We start from the raw sequence: 22,071 nt of genomic DNA, 5'->3' as shown, positions 1-22,071 counted from the left end.
AATGGATACGATAGAGACGAAAGCTTTTCATTTAATCTTGCATGGGGGAAACGCGAGAAGTTGTTCAATGGAAGCAATTGATTGTGCGAAGCGTGGGGAGTTTACAGAAGCTGAAGCTAAATTACAAGAAGCACTAGAGGAATTAAAAGAGGCGCACCGTGTACAAACGGAGCTTATCCAGAAAGAAGCTGGTGGCGAAAAGACCGAAGTTACTCTTTTAATGGTACACGCACAAGACCATTTAATGAATGCAATTACGGTGAAAGAATTAGCGAGTGAGTTTGTAGAGTTATATAGGAAGATGTCGGTGGATGAATGAACCTTGCTTATGCAAGGTTTTTTTATTTCACTAAATAGTGGGTTAAAATAATGAATTATTTTTCATTGAAAAAGTTTTTTAGTGTTTTTTCATATTAAACATAACTAGACAACTAAACACTAATCTATTTTCATACAGTTATGTGTTAAAAGCGTGTTGTTTTATAACACACTGTGTGTTTTTTGGACGACACACTAATTGAAAGCGTTAACACACAAAGAAAATGCTCGAAAAAGCACTGATTTTAGTGGTTTTAAAAAGTTGGCACGCTAATTGCATTAATAAATAGCGTGAAGAAAAATAAATAAACATAAATTTTTTATACTACACAAGGGGGATTTTCAAATGAATATTTTATTATGTTGTTCAGCAGGGATGTCTACAAGTTTACTAGTTACAAAAATGGAAGCGGCTGCAAAAGCTCGCGGTCTAGAAGGAAAGATTTGGGCTGTATCTGGGGATGCAGTAAAAACAAATATCGATCAAGCAGATGTGTTATTACTAGGACCACAAGTTCGTTACATGCTTTCTTCAATGAAAACGCTTGCTGATGAGAGAAACGTTGGAATCGACGTTATCAATCCAATGCACTACGGCATGATGAATGGAGAAGCAGTCTTAGATCACGCATTAACACTTAAAAAATAATTAGGGGGGAAGCGAAATGCAAAAGTTTATTGCATTTATGGAGAAATATTTAGTTCCAGTCGCAGGAAGAATCGGATCGCAGCGTCATTTAGTTGCAATCCGTGATGGTTTTATCGCAGTTATGCCTCTTATTTTAGTTGGATCGTTTGCAGTACTTATAAATAATCTACCAGTTGATGCATTCCAAAAACTTATGAAGGGTGCATTTGGGGATGTTTGGAAAGATATCGGCGGTGGTATGTGGACAGGGTCCTTTGCAATATTAGCCCTCATAGCCGCAGTTGGGATAAGTTATAATTTAGCGAAATCTTACGGTGTAGACGCGTTGTCAGCAGCAATTATTACATTCGGTGCATTAATTATTATATCTCCGACAACGCCAAAAGAAGGCGGTATTGATTTAGCTTGGACAGGATCACAAGGTTTATTCGTTTCTATCATTGTAGCTCTTCTTGTAACCGAGGTATTCAGGTTCTTTGTTCAAAGGGATATTACAATTAAGATGCCAGATGGTGTTCCACCAGCAGTAATGAAATCATTTGCAGCATTAGTTCCAGCATTCGTTATTTTAATCGTAACAGCAAGTATTCAGTTAGCTGTGAAATTAGCGGGAACAAGTATTCATAAAATCGTATTTGAAACAATTCAATTACCATTACAAGGTTTAGCAGGTACGTTACCAAGTGCAATTATTATCGCATTACTTATTCACGTGTTATGGTTCTTCGGATTACATGGTCCTAATATTATCGGTGGTATTATCGACCCAATTTATTTACCAGCACTAGAAAAGAACATTAAATTATTTAACGATGGTATGTCTGCATATGATGTACCGCACATTTTCACAAAGCCATTCTTTGATGTATACGTATACATCGGCGGATCAGGTGCAACATTAGCATTCTTAGTAGCGGTAATGCTTGTTGCAAAAAGTGCGCAACTTCGTGGTGTAGGTCGCGTATCTATCGGTCCTGGTTTCTTCAATATTAACGAACCAGTTATTTTCGGTACACCAATCGTATTAAATCCAGCGTTAATCATTCCATTCGTACTTACACCGGTTGTATTAGTTATTACTTCTTATACAGCGATTTCTTTAGGGTGGGTACCAAAAACAGTTGCTTTAGTTCCTTGGACAATGCCACCAATCTTTAGTGGTTATCTTGTAGCGGGCGGAAGCATCGCTGGTGCAGCACTACAAGTGGTAAACTTTGCAATCGCGGTAGTAATTTACTATCCATTCGTATTAATGTGTGACCGTACTTATGTACAGGCTGCAAAAGCTGAAACAAAAGGAAGCGACAATTCAGTATCACTTTAAAAAATATTATTCTGGCGAGTTCTTATAGCTCGTCAGAATAATTACCTTTATATCATGTTCAAAAAGATGAAACACATCTGCAAGAACACCAAACTATCATTAATAAATTAAAACTTTAATAGAGATGTTCAAACTGAAGGGGTATTTAAATCGGTTGAACCTTATAGAGAGGGCGGTAATTATGATGACTACAGCAGAACAAATTCCATTCCAATTGATTTTAAATAGTGGTAACGCACGAAGCTTTGCGATGGAGGCACTTCAATTTGCCAAACAGGGGAAAATGGCAGAAGCAGATGAAGCGATGGTAAAGGCGAAAGAAGCGATTAATGAAGCGCATCATTTCCAAACAGAGCTCATACAATCAGAAGCAAGAGGAGAAAAAACAGAGATTAGTGTTCTTTTAATTCACGCACAAGATCATTTAATGAATGCGATTACAGTGAAAGAATTAGCAGCAGAGTTTATCGATCTTTATAAAAAGCTTGAAGCGAAAGGGGAATAAAGCATGACTGGAATTAAAATTGCTACAATCGGCGGTGGATCTAGTTATACACCAGAGTTAATTGAAGGATTTATTAAGCGTTATGATGAGCTTCCTGTTCGTGAAATTTGGTTAGTAGATATTGAGGCAGGAAAAGAAAAGTTAGAAATCGTTGGTAACTTAGCGAAACGTATGGTGAAAAAATCAGGTTTACCAATCGAGGTACATTTAACACTTGATCGCCGTGAGGCATTAAAAGATGCTGACTTCGTAACAACACAACTTCGCGTTGGTTTATTAGAAGCACGTGCAAAAGATGAAGCAATCCCGTTAAAATATGATGTAATCGGTCAGGAAACGAATGGTCCTGGTGGTCTATTCAAAGCGTTGAGAACGATTCCTGTTATTTTAGATATTTGTAAAGATATGGAGGAGCTCTGTCCGAATGCATGGTTAATTAACTTTGCAAATCCAGCTGGTATGGTAACAGAAGCTGTCCTTCGTTATACAAATATTCAAAGAGTAGTTGGTCTATGTAACGTTCCAATCGGAATTCGTATGGGTCTTGCAAAATTACTTGAAGTAGATGCGAGTCGTGTACACGTTGATTTCGCAGGTTTAAATCATATGGTATACGGACTAGACGTATATTTAGATGGCGTGAGTGTAATGGACCGCGTGTTAGAGCTTGTAACAGATCCAGAAAAGCAAATTACGATGGAAAATATCGCAGCGCTTAACTGGGAACCAGACTTTATTCGCGGACTTCGTGCAATTCCATGTCCATACCATCGTTACTACTACAAAACACGTGAAATGTTAGAAGAAGAGAAAGAAGCTTCTGTTGAAAAAGGTACACGTGCAGAAGTAGTAAAACAATTAGAAAATGATTTGTTTGAGTTATATAAAGACCCGAACTTAGATATTAAACCACCACAATTAGAAAAGCGTGGCGGAGCTTATTATAGTGATGCAGCATGTAGCTTAATTACGTCTATTTACAATAATAAAGGTGATATCCAGCCTGTTAATACACGAAACAACGGAACAATTGCAAGCTTACCACATGATTCTGCTGTTGAAGTGAACTGTATTATTACGAAAGAAGGTCCAAAACCAATTGCAGTGGGAGATCTTCCAGTACCAGTTCGCGGTTTAGTACAACAAATTAAATCATTCGAGCGCACAACAATTGAAGCTGCTGTTACAGGGGATTATCATAAGGCGTTGCTTGCTATGACAATCAATCCACTTGTACCATCAGATAAAGTTGCAAAACAAATTTTAGATGAAATGTTGGAAGCACATAAAGAGTATCTTCCGCAGTTCTTTAAAAAGGTAGAGAAGTAAAAGCGGCGCTATTTAGCCCGCTTTTTTTATTCTATTAGGAGGTATTATGATGATTAAGTTAATTGTAAATGCAGATGATTTCGGTCTTACAGAAGGTACAAATTACGGCATTATTGATGGGCATATAAATGGACTTGTAAATTCAACGACGATGATGATGAATATGCCAGGAACAGAGCATGCGGTACGCTTAGCGAAAGAGTACAACCTACTCGGAGTAGGCGTACATCTTGTATTAACGGCAGGAGAACCACTGTTAAAGGATGTACCGTCACTCGTAGGGGAAAACGGATCGTTTCATAAACAAAGTGTTGTAAGGAAAGGGAATATAAATCCAGAAGAAGTTGAGAGAGAATGGACTGCTCAAATTGAGAAATTCCTATCTTACGGATTAACACCAACTCATTTAGATAGTCATCATCATGTGCATGGTTTACCGATTTTACATGATGTTCTAGAGAGATTAGCGGCTAAATATAATGTTCCGATTCGTCGTTGTGAGGAAGATAGAGCGGTGCATCCATTTTCTGATGTATTTTACAGTGACTTTTATGCGGATGGTGTGACGGAAGATTACTTTGTGAAGTTAAAAGAAAGAGTACAAGGTGAACAAACGGTAGAAATTATGGTTCATCCAGCTTATATTGATCCAGAGCTTGTGAAGCGTTCTTCTTACGTAATGGATCGTGTGAAGGAACTGCGTATTTTAACAGAGAGTGAGTTGCCAGAAGGAATAGAGCTTGTGAAGTTTTAATAGAAAAAACGACGGCTACATCATGCCGTCGTTTTTTCTATTTATAAAATGGACAGAATATATCCGCCAAAGGCTCCCAGTATAACGATAACCCAAGGTGGTGTTTTCCAAAAAGCTAGTAAGCAAAAAAGAAGCGAAGCGAAAACGAAATCTGAAGCATTTATAATTGTACTCGTCCAAATGGGATCGTAAAAAGCGGCAATTAAAATACCGACAACTGCGGCATTGACTCCAAGTAGTGCGCCTTGTATGAATGATATTTTTCTCACACTGTTCCAAAATGGTAAAACACCAATAACGAGTAAGAAAGCAGGGAGGAAAATCGCAATTGTTGCGAGTGTTGCCCCAAGCGTCCCGTTTAACACTGCTCCTATATAAGAGGCGAATGTAAATAGTGGTCCTGGTACTGCTTGTGTTAATCCGTATCCAGCTAGGAACTGTTCTTTCGTCATCATTCCGTTTTGTACGAACTCACCTTCAAGAAGAGGCAGCACGACGTGTCCTCCTCCAAATACAAGTGCGCCAGAGCGATAGAAACTATCAAATAAAGCGATGTAATAAGAGAACGGTCTTAATATCGGTAGCAGTAGTAATAGTCCAAAGAATAAGACGAGACAAGAAACTGCTATCTTTTTTGAAATAGGTACTTTTATATTTTGAGATTGGCTAATTGGTTGGTTGCGATATAAAAACCAGCCGATAAAGCCACATATTATAATGAGGATGACTTGTGTCCAACTACTTGGCCATAATAAGGCGATTGCGGCAGTTACAATCGCAATCGTCGCACGGTTGCGATCTGGAGTTAACTTTTGCGCCATTCCCCATATGGCGTGAGCGACAATAGCGACTGCTACAAGTTTTAGTCCATGAATCCAGCCAGCACTCCCAAAATCGAACTGATTAAGGAATGAGGCGAAGAAAACTAAAACAAGGACAGACGGTAAAGTGAATCCAATCCATGAAATAATAGCTCCTAAAAGCCCGCCCCGTAATAATCCAACCCCCATACCGACTTGACTGCTGGCAGGGCCAGGAAGGAATTGACACAGTGCTACTAAGTCTCCATAACTTTTTTCATCCATCCATTTTCTTTTTTGCACGTATTCGTGGTGGAAATAACCAAGATGAGCGACAGGACCGCCGAATGAAGTAAGCCCTAATTTAAATGAGACGAGAAAAATCTCTAATAATGCGTGAAAGGTGTGTTTGTTTTTTTTCAAAATAACCTCCTAGAATGTTTTTGCTATGTGCATTATACAAGAAGTGGTAAAGCAAAAGGAACAAATCTAATGTAAAGATTTTGTGAATCTTTTCTTTGTAATTAAAATTGAAAAAGTCATAAATGATTATGTCTAAACCATAAAGTAGTAGAAGTAGTGCTGGGAAATTTATATAAGGAGAATGCCTTATGACAACACATTTCTTTGCCAGGTTAACAGGTAAGAGGGAAGTGCCTCCTGTAAATACAGAAGCTTTTGGGGTAGTAGAGTTTATTTTTAGTGATGATTTAACGAAATTGCATTACAGAGTAATACTAAAAAATATAGAAAAGGTTACATCGTGTCAAATTCATTTAGGGAAGTCTACTCAAATTGGTCCTGTTGTTTTATATTTGTATGGTCCACTGGAGCAAGGGATTAGCTTGAACGAGGGAAGTATTACTGGTGTAGTGAATGTGGAGGATTTTGAGGGACCTTTACAAGGGAAATCATTTGTACATTTACTTCAAGAAATTATTCAAGCAAATGTATATGTTAATGTTCATACGAAATCACAAAAAAGAGGAGAAATAAGAGGGCGAGTTAGAAAAGTAAAGAAGTAGAGGAAAAGGCTGTCCATATGTTGGAACAGCCTTTTCTCATTATATAAGGTGCTAGTTTTAGCGATTATTGTCGGTAAATCGATATATTTTGAAAATCGCTGATATAATCTGAGTTGCGCCGATATATTTCAATAATCGCTGATATAACTCGCGTTACGGTCGATATTTTTAAAAACTGCCTCGATTAATTTTTAACAGGTTGATTTTTAATAAAGAAGTCCATAACGTAAAATACTTCGTCATCTGGTATTTGTATTTCAAATGTATTTTCAATTGGTTGCAATGCTTTTTTTACTTTCATATACATCCAGTATTCATCTTGTCTCCTTTTCTCCTTATCAGGATGAGGAAGAAGGCTTTCTCCTTTTTGGAGACGGTCAACCATACAGCTCATATGCAGAATAACACCCATTAAGCTATCAGGAGTTAGCTGTAAGGAAATTAATTCTTGGATTGTATTTAATGCGTAACGAATTGTTTTGATCAGTAATGCCCCATCGTTACGTTGCATTTGTTGTTCAAGAATATCCGCCATTTTTGCATATGTTTCTTCATACGTAATTAATTCTTGAATGGGCTGAATCGCTGTGTAGTTTACGATGTCTTGGAAATGATATGTTAAGCATGGTACTTGCACATCGAAATTCGTAACGATACAAATGATGTTACGCTCTTTTTTTATGTTCTCGATCATTTTCGTTAAGTCTTTTTCATGGACGATACTAATCGGAATAATTTCAATTAAGTCTTTATCAAATCGTAAATAGTTCTCTAACATTTTTTGAATAGCTAAAGCACTTCCTTCACCAGTTAAACAAGCTGTTAAAATAACAGATTTCATTGGAGAGAGAGGTTTTTTCTTTTCTTCTTGTACGTTTAAGTAAAACGGTGTTAAATTTTTTACTGTTTCATATAGCGCATCTAATGAATAACCGAGCTGAGCTTTTCGAGCTGCTTCTAGTGCATGTGGTGTGCTCGTCATCGAGAGAACACGTACAGGGATTTTGAACTCCGTTTCTAATATGTCACCGATATAAGCAAGTGACCCCATATCAACAAGTAAAAGAAGCCCATTTACATTTTGGAGTGTTTTCATATAAACTTTCACACGCTCTAAGAAATCTTTCGGTGATTCGTGTAACGGCATATCAATACCGGTTACTTCCTCAATGCCGAGAAGTTCGTTTGCAACGTTTGCCATTTCAGTTGCGATGCCATTACCGTGTGCTAATATTAATACTTTTACTTCTGTTTGTGAGGCAGGAATTGGATCAACAACGAAGAACATTGTTAAAAAGCCTGCTTCATCAATAGGCATTGTTATTTGTAATTCTTCTTCCAGTAGTTGAATGCATTGCATGGCTACGGAAAAGGCTTCTTTATATTTCGTACGAATTTGATTTAATTGTGGGTGATGTATTTGTTTTCCACTTTGTAAACGTTGTAGAGTTGTCTGTACATGTAAACTTAAAGCGAGAAATACTTTTTCATCAAACGTCTTAGATAAATGCTTTTCAGCAAGTTCCGCTATTTTTTCACATACGGAAACGATATTACGATCCACAATTTTAAAAACATTTTCATGGCTTGTTTTTTTTGATATTTGGTTAAAATATTGTACGAAAAAGCTTTGAACATCATTTTCTATTAGTAATTCTAATTCTTCCTCTTCAATACCACGTGCTTGAAGTTCTTCGTATTTATAGTCAATATAATCGTAAATAGAAGAGCGTTTTTCATCTTCTGTTTTATGATTACTCCAACCTTCCTCACCTGTAAATACAAATGTTTCATTTGGTATTTGGTATAAGTGACGGCTCTTCCTTTCAATGAACAACCCTTCTTTCATATACCAAGGTAAATCTGTACTTGAAACATAGACAGAATCACGTTTCTTTGTGACCAAATCAGAATAGGCTTTCGCACAGGCAATTTGAACATCTGTTTTTAATTGACCAATGTTATTGGGACAATTGTAAAAGACGAAAGCACGCATTGCATTTGGGCTAACGTGAATGTCTTTTCGCAGACGAATTGCTTCATTTGTGAAAAATAGCTGTAGTAAAGCAAAGCGCTCTTTATGTGTACGCTCACGAAGTGGTGGCAGCGTAACAGTCATCGGTATACGTCTTGTAAATGTTTTTAATAAAAAGGAATTTGGTTCTTCTGTTGTTGCAGTAATGATTAATACTTGTGCTTTACGTTCGTTCTCTGTTTCTCCAAGGCGGCGGTACACTCCGCGGTCAATAAAGGTGAAAAGCATTTCTTGTCCCTCTGGAGGTAGGCGATGTACTTCATCTAAGAAAAGAATTCCTTCATGTGCTTTTTCAATTAACCCTTTTTGATCACTTGCTCCTGTGTAAGCTCCTTTTTTAATCCCAAATAACTGTCCAAGTAGTAGTTGTGGATTGTTTGCGTAATCAGCACAGTTAAAGACGATAAATGGTGCATTTTTGGGAAGCTGTTCAACTTCAATTGCATATTCGTGCATTAAAGAAGCAAACATAGACTTTCCGACCCCTGTTTCTCCCAGTAGTAAAGTATGCATACCGTTTGGAGGGTAGAGAATAGAAGCTTTCGCTTTTTCAATTGCGATTTTAAGGCTCGTATTTTCAATTGCAAATGTATCTAATGAAGTTATGTCTTTTGAATGCGTTTCCAACGAAGTGTTCGTTTCTATGTAAAAACGAACAGGTCGCGTATTTGTTTTTAATAACCGTTTATCTTTTACAAGTTTATTTAAGTCGCTACTTACATTGGCGCGATCTAGTTGTAGAAATGTAGCGAGTTCTGATGCGGTTACACCTTCTGTATAATTTCCTTCTTGTATTGCATTAAAAATGAGATCTATTCGTTTCATTTCCATTCACCTCGAAACTTCATCACTATTTAAAAGTTTACACAAAAATGGGAAGGGTGGGAAGAGAAAAATAAAACAGCTTTAGTCTAGAAGTACTAAAGCTGTTACAATCTTGTGTCTTTCCAAAAATTTACCTTGAGATGAGAAGATGGATTATAGGGAAGAAGTTTGTATCCTTGTGACTGTAAATAATCAATTACTTTTGGCAGTATTTGTACGGTCACACTCGAATCATGCATTAAAATAACTTCGACTTGTTCATCACTTTGATTACGCACTCTTTCGAGTATGGCAGAAGGATTATCATAGCTTTTCCAGTCATAAGTATCAATCGTCCAATCCCACATTTTATACTGGGCTGATACAAGTGCGTCACGGTAATTCTTTTTTAAGTAAGGCATACTACCATATGGAACGCGAACGAGATGTGTATTTAATTTCGTAACTTGCTGGACAATACTTTGTGTTTGTTCCATTTCTGCAATTAAAGTGGAAGGGTCACCAGTGTAAAGGCGTTTTACATCATGTGACATGCTATGGAGCCCGATATAATGTCCTTCTTTAATTAATCGTTGCATCGTTGTTCTGTAATGCGGCACTTTTCCGCCAATAACAAAGAAAGTTGCTTTTCCGTTCTTTTCTTTTAAGATGTTTAAAATTTGTGTAGTATATTTGTTTGGCCCGTCATCAAATGTTAAGTACGCAATTTTTTGTGTAGGAGAGTTCGTTTCAGTATTTGGATAATGTTCAGCAGGAATAACAGTTGTTGCTTCAGTATTAGATGATGCGTACATAGTAATTGTTAAGAATAAAATAATACATTGAAATACTCGCTTGATCATAACATTCACCCTCAGTTTGACAATCAAGATGTAAAAAAGAAAACTTGATACGTTTCTTATTATGTATATCTTTCTCCAATAGAGGAACTCTCAAACAATCTATATTTTGGAAATATAAAATAAGGAATAAAAAATAGCATCCTAAAGGATGCTATTTGAATATTTCATAATGGTAAAGGCTATACTACAATTAGTCTTCGCGTTTTTTCACTTTTTTATAAAAGGAAATAAGTGGTTTGTAACGTTCATGTACAAGCCCGATTATTTCAGCAATGATTTCTGTGAAGAAAATCAAAGCGAAAAGAAGAATAATGGATAACCATAACGTTGCACTAGTGAAAATAATGGCATTTACACTAAAGAAAATACCGAATGCGTATATAATTAGTACCGTTTTACGATGAGAGAATCCCATTGCAAGTAAGCGGTGATGTAAATGCGATTTATCTGGTGCTGAAATAGGTTTTTTATTTACGATACGACGGATGATTGCAAATATCGTATCAAATATAGGTACACCTAAAATGATAATTGGAACGATAAAACTGAATAACGTTACACTTTTGTATAATCCAAGTAACGATATAACAGAAATACAGTATCCTAAAAATAGTGCCCCTGTATCTCCCATGAAAATTTTTGCTGGATGGAAGTTGTAGAATAAAAATCCAATTGTACTTGCTAATATAATTAATGCGAGTGGCAAGATAATAGCTGTTCCAGTACCCCATGGGCTAGTGAAGGCCATATATGCTAGCGTTGCAAGTACGATAGATGAAATACCAGCAGATAATCCATCTAAGCCGTCAATTAAGTTGATTGCATTCGTAATACCTACAAGCCAAAATACTGTAATTGGATAAGCAAGCCATCCAAGTTCAGTATCCCCAAGGAATGGGATATATAATACTTGCACTAATAATCCACTTTTTACAATCATAATGGCAACTAACAGTTGTCCACCGAATTTTACTCTTGCAGATAACTCGTACATATCATCTAAAATTCCGATGATTACAATGATAATCGCACCTAGTGTTATCGATAACATTCTTTGCTCATATAAGCCGCCGACAACAAATCCTACAGCTACACCAATAAATATTGCTAACCCGCCAAGACGTGGCATAATCTTTTGGTGCACTTTACGTGCGTTTGGCTTATCTGTCGCTCCTATTTTAAAAGCTAATTTAATAACTAAAGGAGTAACGACGAGTACAGTGATGAAAGATGCCAAAATGGCATAAATCACTTGTGAGTCCATTAATACCCCACCCTTTATATTCTAACGTAATTTTTTTTTTTGAAAATATATTTATCTGAAAATTATGATGTTTATTTACAGGCTCATAACATATGGTATCACAAAAAGATTAGAATTCAATCTTTTTTTCTCTTTACGGTTAATGGAAGCGGATAGAATATATGACAATTGTATATAGAATGTTGCATCATATGAGAAGGTTAATCGTACTGGACTTTGGAATATGACATTTCCTTTTTTTCTTCGATAGTGAATACTTTTAGTTCAGTATTATAAGTGTTACACGTAGAAATGAGTAAGTTTCATGTTAAAATGTGGGAATTTATCTCGCGTCAACTAGTAGCCCCGTTCCTACTAATTAAAGTTTTACTTTATCCCGCATTAACGGGCAGTAAGACCCCCACCTCAAAATTCAGCGAAGCAAAGAAGTTAAGTGGGGATCAACTGCCCGTAAAAGCCCCACTGATTAAAGTTTCACTTTATATTATAGTGCATTTAATTTTACAAAAACTTTAAAAAGAATGAGGGAAGTAATTCATATAATGAAGAAGGAAAAGGGTTTTCTCATTTTTAATGTGAGAGGGGGAAGCACAGGGAGAATTCTGTATTTCATATCTTTTCTATTGTAAATTCCTGTGCGAAAAGGAAATGAAAATTACGATAATAGGTACTGGATATGTTGGATTGATTACAGGAGTTGGATTGGCAAAGTTGGGGCATTCAGTTACATGTTTTGATATAGATGATGAAAAAATTAAACGAATAAAACAAGGGGATTTAACTATTTATGAGGTTAGATTACATGAATTAATAAATCATGCATATAAGAATAATGCTTTAATTTTTACATCAAATAAAGAAGAGGCATTTGATGATGTAGAGTTTATATTTATTGCAGTTGGAACACCATCTTTATTAGATGGGACGGCGGATTTAACGTATATTCAGAGTGCTTGTAAAGATATTGGATTATATGCGAAGAACGATATTATTGTTGTTACGAAAAGTACAGTTCCAGTAGGTACAAATGATGTAATGAAGGAATGGATTGAGGGGAATTTAAAAGGGAGGCATACAGTACATATCGTATCGAATCCAGAGTTTTTGCGTGAAGGTTCAGGTATTTATGATTTCTTTCATGGAGATCGTATTGTAATTGGAGCGGATAGTGAGGAAGTAGCAAGAAGAGTAGAGAGTTTGTATAGCCAATTATGCTTAGAAACGTATGTTACAGATATTAAAAGTGCAGAGATGATTAAATACGCATCGAATGCCTTTTTAGCTACAAAGATTAGTTTCATTAATGAAATTTCAAATATATGTGAGAAGGTAGGCGCAAATGTATTGGATGTTGCCAAAGGGATGGGAATGGATAAGAGAATTGGTGCATCTTTTTTAAATGCGGGCATTGGATACGGGGGATCGTGTTTCCCGAAAGATACGAAAGCATTGGTGCAAATTGCGGGAAATGTTGCTCATGATTTTCGTTTGTTAAAAGCGGTTATTGAAGTAAATAATAAGCAACAGCTGCTATTGATTGAAAAAGCGAAAAAAGTTATGAACATGAATAAAAAGCGGATTGCAGTTCTTGGCGCGTCATTTAAACCGAATACGGATGATATTAGAGAGGCATCATCTCTTATTATAATAGAAGCATTACTTAATATAGGTGCAGAAATTGTTCTGTACGACCCAAAAGCAATTCAATATGTGAAAAATATATTTGGAGATGCTATACAATATAGTAGATGTATAGATGAATCGATTAGAGATGCGAGTGCGGTTTTTATCGTAACAGAATGGGAAGCTATTCGAGTGTACCCATTAGAAAAGTACGTACAACTTATGAGAGAGCCTATTTTATTCGATGGGAGAAATTGTTATACTGATGAAGATGTTAAGAAACAAAAGATAGATTATTACTCGGTGGGCAGAAAAAGTATTTGTAATAGAAAAGTTTCTGTTATGCGTTAAAAAGGGATGTACTCATGCATATTTTTATATGTCATAATAGAAGTTGTAAATAGTGAAAGAAAAGAGGCAATCACATGACTGAACGTTTAAAAGTAATGACAATTTTCGGGACACGTCCAGAAGCAATTAAAATGGCACCTCTTGTATTAGAGTTGCAAAAACACCCAGAAAAAATTGAATCGATTGTGACTGTAACAGCACAGCATCGCCAAATGTTAGATCAAGTATTAAATATCTTTGGAATTACGCCAGATTTCGATTTAAATATCATGAAAGACCGCCAAACTTTAATTGATGTTACAACACGCGGTTTAGAAGGTTTGGATAAAGTAATGAAAGAAGCGAAGCCGGATATTGTACTTGTACATGGTGATACAACAACAACATTTATTGCAAGCTTAGCTGCTTTTTATAATCAAATTCCAGTAGGTCATGTTGAGGCGGGCCTTCGTACGTGGGATAAGTATTCTCCATACCCAGAAGAGATGAATCGTCAATTAACAGGTGTAATGGCGGATCTTCATTTCTCACCAACAGCAAAATCAGCAACGAACTTACAGAAGGAAAATAAAGATGAGTCACGTATTTTCATCACAGGAAATACAGCGATTGACGCGTTGCAAACGACTGTAAAAGAAACATATAGTCATCCTGTACTAGAGAAACTTGGAAATGATCGTCTTGTACTTATGACAGCTCACCGTCGTGAAAACTTAGGTGAACCTATGCGTAATATGTTCCGTGCAATTAAGCGTCTTGTTGATAAGCATGAAGATGTACAAGTTGTGTACCCTGTTCATATGAACCCTGTTGTTCGTGAAATAGCAAATGAAATTTTAGGTGAACATAATCGTATTCATTTAATTGAGCCGCTAGATGTAATTGATTTCCACAATGTTGCAGCTCGTTCATACTTAATGTTAACGGATTCTGGTGGTGTACAAGAAGAAGCTCCATCACTTGGGGTACCAGTTCTTGTTCTTCGTGATACAACAGAGCGCCCTGAAGGTATTGAAGCAGGTACGCTGAAATTAGCAGGAACAGACGAAGAGACAATCTTTGGTCTTGCAGATGAGTTGTTATCAGATAAAGAAGCTCATGATAAGATGGCGAAAGCATCTAACCCTTACGGTGATGGTCGTGCATCAGAGCGCATTGTAGAAGCGATTTTACAACACTTTAATAAGTAAATAAAAAAGGCCCAATCGGATAGATTGGGCCTTTTTGTTACGGCTGATTGCGCATAATCCACTCTGCATGAGCATTTGTAGAAGGTGGCGGATCAGTTGGTGTTTTATTTTGGTTTGTTTCTTTTTTTGCTTGTTCGTTAGAATTAGAATTAGAACTTGAATTTGAATCAGGGTTTGAGTTGTTTTTTGTAGTTGGATTTTTTGCTTTTTCCCCTAATTCTTTTTCAATTTCGTTACGCACCGTTTCTACACTGATTGGATCTGGAAGGAAGTAATAAATACCGCCTATCTTTTTGTCTTCGCCTTCAAGCTTTAACGTTTGCATTGTAGAAGGATCAAATCCAGAAAGTTTATTGTAAAGAGCAAGTCCGTCTGAAATAGGAATGTCGGTTTTTATATATTTTCCAACGACAGCTGTTAAATCTTTAATTTTAAATACAGTAGAGGTGGAGTTTAACTTTTGGGCAACAGCGGCTAGTAATTGTCTTTGTCTAGCAGCTCGACCATAATCGCCATTTGGATCTTGTTTTCGCATACGGACGTAAGCAAGTGCTTCTTCACCGTTTAAGTTTTGCTGACCTTGCTTAAATTGAATTTTTTTGTAGTAATCCACGTCAGAGCGCTCCCAGAAATCGAAGGGTACGTCAACGGTAACACCGCCAACAGCATCAACGATACCTTTAAAGCCTTGGAAATCAATTTTAATATAATGGTCTACAGGAACTTTTAGAAAACCTTCGACAGTTTTGATTGCCATTTCTTCTCCGCCGTAAGCATGGGCGGCATTAATTTTGTCTTCTTTTCCCTTTCCAACAATCGGAACGCGGCTATCACGAGGAATGCTCATAAGTGAAACCTTTTTAGTTTTCGGATTGATTGTTGCAAACATTAATGAGTCTGTACGACCATTTTGACCATCTGTCGCATAATCTTCTATACCCATAATGAGAATTGTAAAAGGTTCCTTTGTAATTTGTACATCTTCGTTTCTTAAATCCGATTTTTCACGAGTAAAACCACTATACATCCCCATAAGAGAAGAGTAAGAATTTAACACATAAACTCCTATACTGCCAAATAAAAATGCGAAAATAAGGAAGAAGAAAAGTTTCCTTCTTCGCTTCTTTTTTATTCTGCTATTTTGGAGATGATAATAACGTTCTTCCATATATAATCTCCTTAGTTCGTTAGTTCATTTGTAGGGAAGTAATTCACTACATTAATCTTTGAAGGTGATAAAAGAGTTATGCTTAGATAACATCTTGTTCTAAGTACAACATATCTCCTTCTGTAATTGTACATTTCCCGTTTGTTAATTCAATCATCCAATCTGTAAATGCTTGTTTGCCGTCTTCTTCTACATACGTATCAAATGTGACATTTTCTAGATAATGTATATCTTTAATGGCATATTTTGAATTGCGTAATTCATTTTCCACTTTGCCAAGTAATGTGTAATCAATCTCGGTTTGCATCACACGCATTAGTTTTCGCTGGACAACACCGACATGATTAATGCCTTCGCTTGTACACTTTCCATATGCACGAATTAATCCACCTGCGCCAAGTTTAATGCCACCAAAATAGCGTGTTACGACAACGACGGTATCTTTTAGCCCACGTTTTTTTAGTACTTCTAGCATTGGTACGCCAGCTGTACCGCTAGGCTCGCCGTCATCATTTGCTTTTTGAATATGATCTTGTTCGCCAATTAAATAAGCGGAACAATTATGTGTTGCATTCCAATGCTGTTTTTTTATTTTTTGTATAAATTCTTGAGCCTCTTCCTCAGTCGTTGCTCGGCTAATATAACAAATAAATCTTGATTTTTGAATGACGATTTCGTGTTCGCCGTAGTCTTTGATTGTTAAATATTGTAATAGCACTTGTATACGCCCCTATCTATCAAAATGACTAGTACTTTCCATTTTAAAAGCGAGCCTTTTTATATTCAAACATTTTTTCTAAATAGGCTGAAGTTTTTGGTGAGTATTTTATCTTTTTGTTGTAATTTGTCGAGATGGTGAGTATAATTTCAACCGGCATTTCCCTGTATGGATGCACCATTTGTAGTTTTCGTGTAAAATTAGGAAATAAAACTTTTTATAAGGCAGGTACGAAAATGAAAATAGCTATTGTTACTGATAGTACAGCATATATACCGAAGCAAATCCGTGATGAACTCAATATATATATGATTCCATTAAACGTTGTGTTTGGAACAGAATCTTATCAAGAAGAAGCTGAAATTTCAGCAGATGATTTTTATGTGAAAGTACGTGAACAAGAGGAACTTCCAAAAACTTCTCAACCAGCAATCGGAAAGTTTGTTGAGCTATATGAAGAACTAGCTAAAGATTATGATGCAGTTATTAGTATTCACCTATCAAGTGGAATTAGTGGTACATATCAAACATCAACGACAGCTGGACAGATGGTAGAGGGTATTGATGTATACACGTATGACTCTGAAATTAGTTGTGAAGTACAAGGATTTTATGTGCGTGAAGGTGCAAGGTTAGCAAGTGAAGGAAAGAGTCCAAAAGAGATTATTGCTCGTTTTGATGAAATGAAGAAAACGATGGACGCCTATTTTGTAGTTGATGATTTACATCATTTACAACGTGGTGGTCGATTAAATAGCGCGCAAGCTTTCATCGGCAGTCTGTTACAAGTGAAACCAGTTTTATATTTTAGAGATAAAATCATTATTCCGTTTGAAAAGATTCGTACACGTAAAAAAGCATTAAAACGTATCATTGAAATTTTTGATGAGCAAGCAAGTAAAGGTGTACCTATGGAAGCAGTTATCATTCATGCGCAACGTGAAGAGGAAGCGAATGAATGGAAGAAAGAATTAGAAGCAAAATATCCTCACGTCACAATTCGTACAGGTTATTTTGGAGCTGTAATTGGTACGCACTTAGGTGAAGGTGCATTAGGTCTTGGATGGTATACGAAGTAATAAAGATATAAAAAGCTCTCTTTTTAAGAGGGTTTTTTTACGGGTATGTTACGTTTAGTTGACAAGTTAATATTTGGAAATGGTAAAATGTACGTAAAATAAAATGATGAGGAAAGTTTTATAACTTACTTTTTACAAGAAACTATATTATAATAGAAGAGAGGTGAAACATATGGAGCATAATTCTTGTTTATGTCCAAAGTTTGAGTCAGCTTTTACTCTGCTTAGTAAGAAGTGGACTGGCTTAATTATTAAATCTTTGCTTGAAGAGTCGAAACGTTTTAGAGAAATCGCAGATATTATCCCAAATATGAGCGATCGTATGTTGTCAGAGCGTTTGAAGGAATTGGAAAGCGAGGGCATTGTAGTTCGTAATGTCTATCCAGAAGTACCAGTTCGAATCGAGTATGGCTTAACTGACAAGGGAAAAGCGTTAGAAAGTGTTATGGATGAGGTCCAAAATTGGGCTGAGAAATGGATGAAGTAGCATTTCATTTGTATTCGTATATTTAATAAAACGTAAGGGATTCCTTACGTTTTTTCTTTGTTTATAGAAGTAAGAAAAGTATATAAATTTCTACACACACATACAAAAATATACGAATTTTGCGCTAGATCTACATATAATATTACATTTGTTTTACAAAAACGTAACATTAGCAAAAAAAATCCCGAATTATGGTATAAATTTTATAGGTTATATACGGAAAAAGAAAAAAGAAAGCGGTGTAAAAAATAAAATGAAAAAGCTAAAAATGGCATCTTGCGCATTAGTTGCAGGGTTAATGTTTTCAGGGCTAACACCAAATGTATTTGCAGAAGATAAAATTTCTGACGTGAAATCACAAATTAATACACAAAATGACACTTTACATAAACAACAACAAGAACGTGATGAATTACAAAAACAAATGAATGACTTAAACAAAACAATTCAAGGTTTAGATAAGTCTGTTCAAGAGAATGCTGCAAAGCTTGATGAAACAACGAAAAAAGTTTCTGATACTGAGCAATTAATTGAAAAGAAAAATAAAGATATTGCAGAATTACAAACGAAGATTGCAAAACGTGAAGAGTTATTAAGAAAGCGTTTAGTTGCACTTCAAGAACAGCCAAATACGAACGTTGTAACAGAAGTTCTTGTAAACTCTAAAAACGTTGCAGATTTAGTTGATCGTTTAACTTCTGTTTCTAAAATTCTTGAGTCTGATGAAGATATCATGAAAACACAACAAGAAGATCAAGCTAGTGTGAAAAAAGATGTTGCAACGGTAAAAGAGAAACAAAAAGAATTAAAAGAAGCACAAGCTCAAATTGAAACTGCTAAGAAAGAACTTGACGCTGAAAAAGAGAAAAAAGCAACAGCGGTAAACGATTTAAGCGGTAAAATGGATACAGTTGTAACTTCAATGACAAGTACGGAAGGTCAATTGAAAGAGCTTGAGAAACAAGCATTACAATTACAACGCATTGCCGAAGAAGAAGCACAAGCAAAAGCTGCACAAGAAGCTGCTGCTCAAAAACAAGCAGAGCAAGCTGCAAAAGCTGCGCAAGCTCAGCCAGCACAAGCACCTGTAGAGCAAGCTGCACCAGCAAACAATGGTGGACAAGCTCAAAAAGAAGAGCCTAAAAAAGAAGAACCTAAAAAGGAAGAGCCTAAAAAAGAGGCACCTAAAAAAGAAGATAAAAAACCAGAACCGACACCAGGCCCAGCTCCGACTCCTGGCGTAATTGGTAAAGCACAACAATACTTAGGTTTACCATATGTTTGGGGAAGTGCATCTCCATCAAACGGTGGTTTTGACTGTAGTGGATTTATTTCTTACGTATTCGGTGTAGGTCGTCAAGACGTTAATGGTTACTGGCATTCAGTTTCAAAAGTAAGTAGCCCACAGCCAGGGGACTTAGTATTCTTCCAAGGTACTTATAAAGCAGGTCCATCTCACATTGGTATTTACGTTGGTAATGGTCAAATGATTCATGCTAGTGATAAAGGAATTGCGTACGGTGATATCAACAGCTCATATAACCAAAAACATTTCTTAGGTTACGGTCGATTCTAGGATTTATAAAAGAATAAAAAACGTGTATAAAGTCGATAGCTTACTATTTTATAAGTAGGTTATCGACTTTTTTGAGTTTTTACGGGATTTGAAGAAGGGTTTATAGTAGTGCTGGAGGTGATTGTCGATGCTAGCGGGGAAACAGTTGCTATTAGACGAACTTTCTTCAGATTTACAGAGGGAATTAAATGATTTGAAAAAGAAGGGAGAGGTCGTGTGTGTACAAGGTGTAAAAAAGAAGGCTTCTAAATATGTATGTCAGCGCTGTGGAAATATAGAACAGCGGCTATTTGCGTCGTTTTTATGTAAAAGATGCAGTAAAGTGTGCACATATTGCCGGAAGTGTATAACGATGGGGAGGGTAAGTGAATGTGCTTTACTTGTTCGCGGGATTGCTGAAAGAAAGAGAGAAAAGAATTTAAACTTGTTACGGTGGAGCGGAACGTTGTCTACTGGTCAGAATTTGGCGGCGCAAGGAGTTATAGAGGCTATTAAGCGAAAAGAATCATTTTTTATTTGGGCTGTATGCGGGGCTGGGAAAACAGAGATGTTGTTTTACGGTATTAACGAAGCGCTTCAAAAAGGAGAAAGAGTTTGTATCGCAACGCCGAGAACGGATGTTGTTCTGGAATTAGCACCGAGATTACAAGAAGTATTTCCATATATAAAGGTAGCGGCTTTATATGGAGGGAGTGTGGATAAAGAAAAAGATGCAGTACTAGTCGTTGCAACCACGCATCAATTATTGCGTTATTATAGGGCGTTTCATGTCATGGTTGTAGATGAGATAGATGCTTTTCCATATTGTGCAGATCAAATGTTACAGTACGCGGTAAAACAAGCGATGAAAGAAAGAGCGGCGCGTATTTATTTAACTGCGACTCCAGATGAAACGTGGAAGCGAAAATTTAGAAGAGGTGAACAAAAAGGTGTTATTGTTTCTGGACGATATCACCGTCATCCTTTGCCAGTTCCTTTGTTTTGTTGGTGCGGGAATTGGAAAAAAAGCCTCATTCATAAAAGAATTCCTCGAGTTTTACTACAGTGGTTACAAACGTACTTAAATAAAAAATATCCTATTTTTTTATTTGTTCCCCATGTGCGATATATAGAAGAGATAAGCCTATTGTTAAAGTCATTAAACAAGCGAATTGAAGGTGTACATGCAGAAGATCCGGATAGAAAAGAAAAAGTAGCGGCTTTCAGAAAAGGAGAAATCCCATTATTAGTTACAACGACAATTTTAGAGCGAGGCGTAACAGTAAAAAATTTGCAAGTAGCGGTTTTAGGGGCGGAAGAAGAAATATTCTCAGAAAGTGCACTCGTACAAATTGCGGGCCGAGCAGGGCGGAGCTTTGAAGCACCGTATGGAGAGGTCGTTTATTTTCACTATGGTAAGACAGAGGCGATGGTGCGCGCGAAAAAACATATTCAAGGTATGAATAAAAATGCGAAAGAACAAGGATTGATCGATTGATGCATTGTTTACTTTGTGATGAGTGTTTTGTAGAAACGGTTAGTTGGTACAATTTTTTTGTAAAGTGTCATAGAAAATATATATGTGATAGATGTGAGCAGAAACTTTCCTATATTATAGGAGAAATTTGTATGGAGTGTGGGCGGCCTTTAGAATATGTTCCTGCCTCATTTCAAGAAGACGGTATTTGTATAGATTGTCTAAGGTGGATGAAAGAGGCGAAGTATCGTTCTTTTAAAAACCGTTCGTTATATATGTATGATGATGAGATGAAAGAAATAGTAGCGCAGTTTAAGTTTCGGGGGGATGCAGAGTTAGTGCGCATTTTTTATCGTCCTTTTCGAAGTTTATTTCAAAAGTATTTTGCTAATGTTTCAACCGTTATCGCTGTTCCGCTTAGTAAGGAAAGGGCAGTTGAACGTGGTTTTAATCAAGCTGAGTTATTAGCAACTTGTTTACCTGTCAAAATTTCTTATCCATCATTAAGAAGAAGGGAAACAGAAAAGCAGAGTAAGAAGACACGTAAAGAAAGGGTGTCAGGGAGCAATCCTTTTTATTTTCAGGGAGAAGAGATGTTTTCTGGGCAACATATTTTACTCGTTGATGATGTGTATACGACTGGAATTACAGTTAGGCAAATCGGAAGTTTGTTATATGAAAGAGGGGCAAGAGAAGTATCTAGTTTGACACTTTGTAGAAGTTAATATGGCAGTGTCGAAAGGGATAATAAAA

At 36.4% G+C, this 22,071-nt stretch carries 20 protein-coding genes; 14 read left to right on the top strand and 6 right to left on the bottom strand.

Annotation, left to right across the window (positions count from 1 at the left end; all coding sequences use genetic code 11):
* Nucleotide 1: 1 nt before the first annotated feature.
* The 6 genes from ACUXVC_RS26160 (at nt 2) to chbG (ending at nt 4,879) form a co-directional block, all read left to right on the top strand.
* Nucleotides 2-319: a PTS lactose/cellobiose transporter subunit IIA gene (locus tag ACUXVC_RS26160; protein WP_000379645.1), complete on the top strand. Its 318-nt coding sequence runs from the start codon at nt 2-4 to the stop codon at nt 317-319.
* 345 nt (nt 320-664) lie between these two features.
* Nucleotides 665-967 carry a PTS sugar transporter subunit IIB gene (locus tag ACUXVC_RS26155; protein ID WP_001023569.1) on the top strand — a complete coding sequence of 101 codons (303 nt, stop codon included), beginning with the start codon at nt 665-667 and terminating at the stop codon, nt 965-967.
* Nucleotides 968-983: 16 nt separating this feature from the next.
* The gene (gene celB / locus ACUXVC_RS26150; RefSeq protein WP_001168854.1) at nt 984-2,291 is read left to right on the top strand and encodes a PTS cellobiose transporter subunit IIC; all 1,308 of its coding nucleotides are present in this window, start codon (nt 984-986) and stop codon (nt 2,289-2,291) included.
* Between the two features lie 181 nt (nt 2,292-2,472).
* The gene (locus ACUXVC_RS26145; protein WP_000989050.1) at nt 2,473-2,796 is read left to right on the top strand and encodes a PTS lactose/cellobiose transporter subunit IIA; all 324 of its coding nucleotides are present in this window, start codon (nt 2,473-2,475) and stop codon (nt 2,794-2,796) included.
* Nucleotides 2,797-2,799: 3 nt separating this feature from the next.
* Nucleotides 2,800-4,125 carry a 6-phospho-beta-glucosidase gene (gene celF / locus ACUXVC_RS26140; RefSeq protein WP_000145750.1) on the top strand — a complete coding sequence of 442 codons (1,326 nt, stop codon included), beginning with the start codon at nt 2,800-2,802 and terminating at the stop codon, nt 4,123-4,125.
* 49 nt (nt 4,126-4,174) lie between these two features.
* Entirely contained in the window at nt 4,175-4,879 is a 705-nt protein-coding gene (gene chbG / locus ACUXVC_RS26135; RefSeq protein WP_144465746.1) for a chitin disaccharide deacetylase, read from the top strand.
* 41 nt (nt 4,880-4,920) lie between these two features.
* On the opposite strand, the gene ACUXVC_RS26130 is transcribed toward chbG, so the two are convergent.
* Entirely contained in the window at nt 4,921-6,102 is a 1,182-nt protein-coding gene (locus ACUXVC_RS26130) for a chromate transporter (protein WP_098125972.1), read from the bottom strand.
* A 188-nt stretch (nt 6,103-6,290) separates the two neighbouring features.
* Here ACUXVC_RS26130 and exsM point away from each other — a divergent pair, with 188 nt between their 5' ends.
* Nucleotides 6,291-6,704: an exosporium regulatory protein ExsM gene (gene exsM, locus ACUXVC_RS26125; protein ID WP_446025891.1), complete on the top strand. Its 414-nt coding sequence runs from the start codon at nt 6,291-6,293 to the stop codon at nt 6,702-6,704.
* Between the two features lie 184 nt (nt 6,705-6,888).
* Here exsM and ACUXVC_RS26120 read toward each other — a convergent pair whose 3' ends face one another.
* The 3 genes from ACUXVC_RS26120 to ACUXVC_RS26110 form a co-directional block, all read right to left on the bottom strand.
* Nucleotides 6,889-9,564, bottom strand: a complete 2,676-nt coding sequence (locus ACUXVC_RS26120) for a PRD domain-containing protein (protein ID WP_000820950.1) — start codon at nt 9,562-9,564, stop codon at nt 6,889-6,891.
* 104 nt (nt 9,565-9,668) lie between these two features.
* Nucleotides 9,669-10,406, bottom strand: a complete 738-nt coding sequence (locus tag ACUXVC_RS26115) for a polysaccharide deacetylase family protein (RefSeq protein ID WP_446025890.1) — start codon at nt 10,404-10,406, stop codon at nt 9,669-9,671.
* 190 nt (nt 10,407-10,596) lie between these two features.
* Nucleotides 10,597-11,670, bottom strand: a complete 1,074-nt coding sequence (locus tag ACUXVC_RS26110; protein ID WP_000378320.1) for a glycosyltransferase family 4 protein — start codon at nt 11,668-11,670, stop codon at nt 10,597-10,599.
* A 648-nt stretch (nt 11,671-12,318) separates the two neighbouring features.
* On the opposite strand from ACUXVC_RS26110, the gene ACUXVC_RS26105 reads away from it, so the two are divergent.
* Nucleotides 12,319-13,644: a UDP-glucose dehydrogenase family protein gene (locus tag ACUXVC_RS26105; protein ID WP_446025889.1), complete on the top strand. Its 1,326-nt coding sequence runs from the start codon at nt 12,319-12,321 to the stop codon at nt 13,642-13,644.
* Nucleotides 13,645-13,718: 74 nt separating this feature from the next.
* Nucleotides 13,719-14,834 carry a non-hydrolyzing UDP-N-acetylglucosamine 2-epimerase gene (wecB, locus tag ACUXVC_RS26100; RefSeq protein ID WP_000140121.1) on the top strand — a complete coding sequence of 372 codons (1,116 nt, stop codon included), beginning with the start codon at nt 13,719-13,721 and terminating at the stop codon, nt 14,832-14,834.
* A gap of 37 nt (nt 14,835-14,871) precedes the next feature.
* Here wecB and ACUXVC_RS26095 read toward each other — a convergent pair whose 3' ends face one another.
* Both ACUXVC_RS26095 and ACUXVC_RS26090 read right to left on the bottom strand, forming a co-directional pair.
* The gene (locus ACUXVC_RS26095) at nt 14,872-16,002 is read right to left on the bottom strand and encodes an LCP family protein (protein ID WP_095690001.1); all 1,131 of its coding nucleotides are present in this window, start codon (nt 16,000-16,002) and stop codon (nt 14,872-14,874) included.
* A gap of 82 nt (nt 16,003-16,084) precedes the next feature.
* Entirely contained in the window at nt 16,085-16,720 is a 636-nt protein-coding gene (locus ACUXVC_RS26090) for a YigZ family protein (protein WP_000926669.1), read from the bottom strand.
* Between the two features lie 236 nt (nt 16,721-16,956).
* Between ACUXVC_RS26090 and ACUXVC_RS26085 the strand changes: the two genes are divergently transcribed.
* The 5 genes from ACUXVC_RS26085 to ACUXVC_RS26065 all read left to right on the top strand — a co-directional run bounded on the left by ACUXVC_RS26085 (nt 16,957) and on the right by ACUXVC_RS26065 (nt 22,043).
* On the top strand, nt 16,957-17,799 hold the full coding sequence (locus ACUXVC_RS26085) for a DegV family protein (protein ID WP_000684727.1): 843 nt from the start codon (nt 16,957-16,959) through the stop codon (nt 17,797-17,799).
* Between the two features lie 172 nt (nt 17,800-17,971).
* Nucleotides 17,972-18,286 (top strand): winged helix-turn-helix transcriptional regulator, encoded by a 315-nt coding sequence (locus ACUXVC_RS26080; protein ID WP_000400857.1) that lies wholly within the window; start codon nt 17,972-17,974, stop codon nt 18,284-18,286.
* Between the two features lie 148 nt (nt 18,287-18,434).
* Nucleotides 18,435-19,862, top strand: coding sequence for a C40 family peptidase (locus tag ACUXVC_RS26075; RefSeq protein ID WP_144465742.1), 1,428 nt, complete (start codon nt 18,435-18,437; stop codon nt 19,860-19,862).
* 127 nt (nt 19,863-19,989) lie between these two features.
* On the top strand, nt 19,990-21,339 hold the full coding sequence (gene comFA, locus ACUXVC_RS26070; protein ID WP_095690002.1) for an ATP-dependent helicase ComFA: 1,350 nt from the start codon (nt 19,990-19,992) through the stop codon (nt 21,337-21,339).
* Complete coding sequence (locus tag ACUXVC_RS26065; RefSeq protein ID WP_090978131.1) at nt 21,339-22,043, top strand: ComF family protein; 705 nt, start codon at nt 21,339-21,341, stop codon at nt 22,041-22,043. Before comFA ends, ACUXVC_RS26065 begins: the two co-directional genes overlap by 1 nt.
* Nucleotides 22,044-22,071 lie beyond the last annotated feature (28 nt).

The organism is Bacillus sp. N6 (genome assembly GCF_052805735.1).
The sequence above is the reverse complement of the archived record's forward strand: the minus strand, read 5'-3'. Positions and strand labels throughout refer to the sequence as shown.

Coding starts and splice junctions, on each gene's coding strand:
- ACUXVC_RS26160 (WP_000379645.1), top strand. CDS start 2: ATGGATACGATAGAGACGAAAGCTTTTCATTTAATCTTGCATGGGGGA.
- ACUXVC_RS26155 (WP_001023569.1), top strand. CDS start 665: ATGAATATTTTATTATGTTGTTCAGCAGGGATGTCTACAAGTTTACTA.
- celB (WP_001168854.1), top strand. CDS start 984: ATGCAAAAGTTTATTGCATTTATGGAGAAATATTTAGTTCCAGTCGCA.
- ACUXVC_RS26145 (WP_000989050.1), top strand. CDS start 2,473: ATGATGACTACAGCAGAACAAATTCCATTCCAATTGATTTTAAATAGT.
- celF (WP_000145750.1), top strand. CDS start 2,800: ATGACTGGAATTAAAATTGCTACAATCGGCGGTGGATCTAGTTATACA.
- chbG (WP_144465746.1), top strand. CDS start 4,175: ATGATTAAGTTAATTGTAAATGCAGATGATTTCGGTCTTACAGAAGGT.
- exsM (WP_446025891.1), top strand. CDS start 6,291: ATGACAACACATTTCTTTGCCAGGTTAACAGGTAAGAGGGAAGTGCCT.
- ACUXVC_RS26120 (WP_000820950.1), bottom strand. CDS start 9,564: ATGAAACGAATAGATCTCATTTTTAATGCAATACAAGAAGGAAATTAT.
- ACUXVC_RS26115 (WP_446025890.1), bottom strand. CDS start 10,406: ATGATCAAGCGAGTATTTCAATGTATTATTTTATTCTTAACAATTACT.
- ACUXVC_RS26110 (WP_000378320.1), bottom strand. CDS start 11,670: ATGGACTCACAAGTGATTTATGCCATTTTGGCATCTTTCATCACTGTA.
- ACUXVC_RS26105 (WP_446025889.1), top strand. CDS start 12,319: ATGAAAATTACGATAATAGGTACTGGATATGTTGGATTGATTACAGGA.
- wecB (WP_000140121.1), top strand. CDS start 13,719: ATGACTGAACGTTTAAAAGTAATGACAATTTTCGGGACACGTCCAGAA.
- ACUXVC_RS26095 (WP_095690001.1), bottom strand. CDS start 16,002: ATGGAAGAACGTTATTATCATCTCCAAAATAGCAGAATAAAAAAGAAG.
- ACUXVC_RS26085 (WP_000684727.1), top strand. CDS start 16,957: ATGAAAATAGCTATTGTTACTGATAGTACAGCATATATACCGAAGCAA.
- ACUXVC_RS26080 (WP_000400857.1), top strand. CDS start 17,972: ATGGAGCATAATTCTTGTTTATGTCCAAAGTTTGAGTCAGCTTTTACT.
- comFA (WP_095690002.1), top strand. CDS start 19,990: ATGCTAGCGGGGAAACAGTTGCTATTAGACGAACTTTCTTCAGATTTA.
- ACUXVC_RS26065 (WP_090978131.1), top strand. CDS start 21,339: ATGCATTGTTTACTTTGTGATGAGTGTTTTGTAGAAACGGTTAGTTGG.